Annotated in this window: 4 protein-coding genes; 3 read left to right on the forward strand and 1 reads right to left on the reverse strand. The window is 72.6% G+C overall.

Going from position 1 to position 3,794, the window contains the following annotated elements; all coding sequences use genetic code 11:
* The coding region (locus ACXJKL_RS16695; protein ID WP_457208144.1) for a hypothetical protein at positions 1 to 1,120 on the forward strand (1,120 nt) is incomplete at its 5' end.
* A gap of 18 nt (positions 1,121 to 1,138) precedes the next feature.
* On the opposite strand, the gene ACXJKL_RS16700 is transcribed toward ACXJKL_RS16695, so the two are convergent.
* A complete protein-coding gene (locus ACXJKL_RS16700; protein WP_457208145.1) occupies positions 1,139 to 2,200 on the reverse strand; it encodes a hypothetical protein in 1,062 nt (353 codons plus the stop codon).
* Positions 2,201 to 2,369: 169 nt separating this feature from the next.
* On the opposite strand from ACXJKL_RS16700, the gene ACXJKL_RS16705 reads away from it, so the two are divergent.
* Both ACXJKL_RS16705 and ACXJKL_RS16710 read left to right on the forward strand, forming a co-directional pair.
* Positions 2,370 to 2,804, forward strand: a complete 435-nt coding sequence (locus tag ACXJKL_RS16705; protein ID WP_457208146.1) for a hypothetical protein — start codon at positions 2,370 to 2,372, stop codon at positions 2,802 to 2,804.
* The coding region (locus ACXJKL_RS16710) for a hypothetical protein (RefSeq protein ID WP_457208147.1) at positions 2,804 to 3,794 on the forward strand (991 nt) is incomplete at its 3' end. The genes ACXJKL_RS16705 and ACXJKL_RS16710, both read left to right, overlap by 1 nt.

A 3,794-nucleotide genomic window follows, 5' to 3' on the forward strand; every position in this document is an offset into this window, starting at 1 on the left:
GCGCCGCGCCGCCGTCGCGGGCGTGGCGGTCGCCGCCGTCGCGGCCGCCGTCGTGCTCCCGCTGTCCCTGCTGCCCACCGGCGGGGACGGCCGGGGGCTCGACCTCCAGCCGGCGGAGTCGATCACCCCGATCACCAAGCCGGTGCCGCTCGACCCGCGCTCGGCGCCGGAGGGCGCGGCCCCGCGGGTCCCGTACGTCGTCGTCGACGCCAAGCAGCTCGTCACCCCCGCTGCGACCTACGACCTCCCCGAGGCCTACCTCCAGATCGTCCCTGACGGCGACGGGGGCTGGGTCGCCCTCTCGGCCGGAACACCCGAGACCGGCATCACGGTCGAGATGCTCGACAGCGACTTCGGTGTCACCGACGGAGGAGGCGGGCCCACCAGCGGGCTCGCGGTGCGCGAGGACGGCGGGCACGTGGCGTTCACCCGGTACGACGGGGTGGGGCGGTGGACCCTGCTCACCACGGCGCTGCCCCGGGTCGCGGACTACACCTACACCGATGTCGCCACCCGCAGCAGCGAGGAGGCGGTCCACCGGCCGCTCGGCTACGTCTCGGACGACTCCGTCGTCGTCGAGGCCAGCGACCCGGACACGGGCCAGTACCGCTACCGGGTGGTCGCGGCCGATGGCACCATGACCGACTTCGGCGGCTTCAACCGCGTCGACAGCACGTCGTCGACCACCGGCCTGGTGGCCGGGCAGACGGAGTTCACCGGCGACGGGTCCTGCTCGGGCGTCCTGGACCCGCTCTCCGAGGAGCAGGACCTCGTGTGGGAGACGTGCGACCACTCGCTGGGAGCGTTCAGCCCCGACGGGACCTACGTGGTCGGGCTGTCGCCCAACTTCGACGCGCTCGGGTCGCCCTCGGTCGCGATCCTCGACGCGACGACGGGCGAGCCGGTGGTCGACTTCGTGAGCGGCAACGACGCCCGGTCCGCGGCCGCCGTCAGCGACGTCGTCTGGGAGGACGCGACGACGCTGCTCGCGACCGTCACGCAGGGCAGTGCGCAGTACGTCGTCCGCGCGACCGTCGACGGGCGTGTCGAGCGGGTCGTCGGTCCGGCCCCCTCGCAGATGAGCACCGAGTACCGGTTCCCCGCGCACCTCGTCGGCTGACAGGGCGCCGAGGGCCGGTCAGCCGAGCTGGACGGTGGCGAGCACGCTGGCCACGATCTCGTCGCGGTAGGCCGGCTTCTCGTCGTTGGCGAAGGTGAAGGTCATGTCGAGGCGCTCGCCGTCGACGAGCAGGGCGAACCTCTCGACGTACGTGCCGGGCTTGACCTGCCCGGCCACGTGCACCGCGGGCTGCTCGTCGAGGACGACGTCGTCCAGGCGCTCCGCGGGCGACTTCCAGCCCTTGTCCCGAACGGCGGCGGCCCCCAGCTCCTCCAGGTCCGCGACGTCGCCCGGCGGTGTCGTGGCCAGGCTGACCGAGGTCCCGAGCACCCCCCGCGGGAAGGCGCCCGTCAGGGTGGCCAAGGGGTAGGGCGTCGGGCCCCAGTACACCGGGATGCGCAGCCGGGCCGCGGGGATCGTGATGACGGGCCCACGCGCCGGAGCAGGGGGGACGGTGCCGGGCTCGGGCGCCTCGACGGACGTCTCGCCGAAGTCGACCGTCTCGAGCACGCTGGCGATCACGTCCTCGCGGTAGGCCGGAGGCTCGTCCTCGGCGAACTCGAAGGTCACCTGGAGCTCCGCGTCGTCCAGGACGGTCCCGAACGTCTCCCGGTGGGCGCCGTCCCTCCGCGGTCCGGCGAGGTGGTAGACCGGCTGGTCGTCGATGACCTGGTCCTCCAGGCGCTGGGCCCTGGGTGTCCAGTCCTTGTTCTTCAAGGTGGCGTCTCCCAGCGCGTCCAGGGTGGCGCCGCTGAGGTTGGGGAAGCGGAAGACCGAGACGTAGGACTCGTGGAACGGGGGGAAGGCGGCCTGCCGGAAGGCGAACTTGTCCGGCACCTGCGACCACGCGATCGGGGCCCGGAGCCGCACTCCGTCGATGTCGAGCATGGGTCCGGCCGCGGGGGCCACGGCCGGGGTGGACCCGGTCTCCGACGGCGACTCGGCGCTGCTCGGCGACGACCCCGGCGTTCCCGGGTCGGAGCTCGACGCTCCGGGCGTCTCGTCGTTGCCACCACCGCAACCGGCCAGGACGAGTGGGAGAACCGCTGCCGCTGCTGCCAGGCCCATGCGTGTCGTCACGGATTTCGCCTTCCGAGGGGACGAGGTGGACGTTGCCGGGCACACTATGTCGCGAATGTGCGGGCGCCCGGGTTTGGGGCCCGCCACCGCGGGGAACGAGCGTGACGCGGCGCGAGCCGCCCACACTCACATCTGTCCATCACCACATGGAGCCAAGGGGAGGCACACCATGGTCCTGCTAGCCGACGTCGGCGGCATCAGCGGCGTACGCAGCACGCTGAGCTCGGTCAAGGTCCCACCGGACGTCATCAACAGCATCGTCGCGATCCTGGAGACGTCACCGGACGACCTGGCCCCCACTCAGCTGCGACCCGTCAAGGACGCGTGGTTCGGGTCGGCCTGGAGCGGCCAGTATCTCGGGACGCACACCACCAAGGCCCACCTCAAGCTCCAGAACTCCCTCATCGAGGCGGTGTCCGGCATCTCGGCGACGATGCAGGCCATGCAGGACTTCGACAAGGAGATCACGGGCAAGGACGCGGACTCCGAGGCCGCCGCACTGGCCCTGCTCCACCGCACCGAGCTGGCCGTCGACCAGATGGACGGCGACCGCCACACCCCGCCGGCCCAGGCCCCCGCCGACACGACAGGACGTGACGACTGATGGTCAACCGCTACTACCGCGACCGCCTCCAGGCGGTCCTCGCCACCGCGGACGACGAGTCGATCTCCGGGGTCTCCAACAACTGGCGCAGCCGGGCGAGCTCCGTCGACGAGCTCGCGGCGAGCCTGCGCAGCCACGGCCGGACGATCGACAGCGAGATCGAGGGCCAGGCCGGTGCCGCCATGGTCGCCAAGTTCAACGAGATCAGCGACAAGCTCGAGATCGCGGCCGCCGACATGCGCAAGGGCTCCGGAGCCCTCGGCGCCGCCCAGGCCGCGGCCTACGACGCCATCGCGGCGCGCAACGGCCTCCAGCTGTCCGGCCCGATGAACCAACCGCCGACCAAGCCGGAGGGCCCCCTGCCGGGCCAGCAGCCCACGCCGAAGCAGGAGACGGCGATGGGTCAGTACAACTCGCAGATGACCACGTACCTGCACAACGAGCAGATGTACGAGGACAACGCGCGCAAGGCGCTCGAGGCCATGGACAAGGAGTACGAGGCCCAGGCGGAGGTGATGAAGGAGATCCACGGCGAGCCCGACCCTGCGGATCCGCCCACGACGCCCGGCAACAGCACCCCGCCGAGCGGCCCGGTGACTCCTCCCGGGACGCCCGGCACCCCGGGGACGCCGAACCCGACCCCCACTCCGACCCCCACGCCGACTCCGACGCCGACGCCGACTCCCACCCCGACGCCGACTCCCACCCCGACGCCGACGCCGACGCCGACGCCGAACCCGACGCCGATCCCGAACCCGACGCCCACGCCGAACCCGACGCCGATCCCGACCGAGCAACCGTCGTACCACCCTCCTCACGTGCCGGAGTACCACCCGGGCGCCAACGTGACCGGCGGCACCGACGGGGGTTTCGACTACTCGCCGGGGGCCAACGGGTACACCCCCAGCGGCCCCGGGGCCTCGGCGGGTGGCGCGGGCGGTGGTCTCGGCGGCGCCGGGATGGCCGCCGGCGGCATGGCTGGTGGCGCCG

It is taken from the genome of Nocardioides sp. P5_C9_2, from assembly GCF_054049555.1.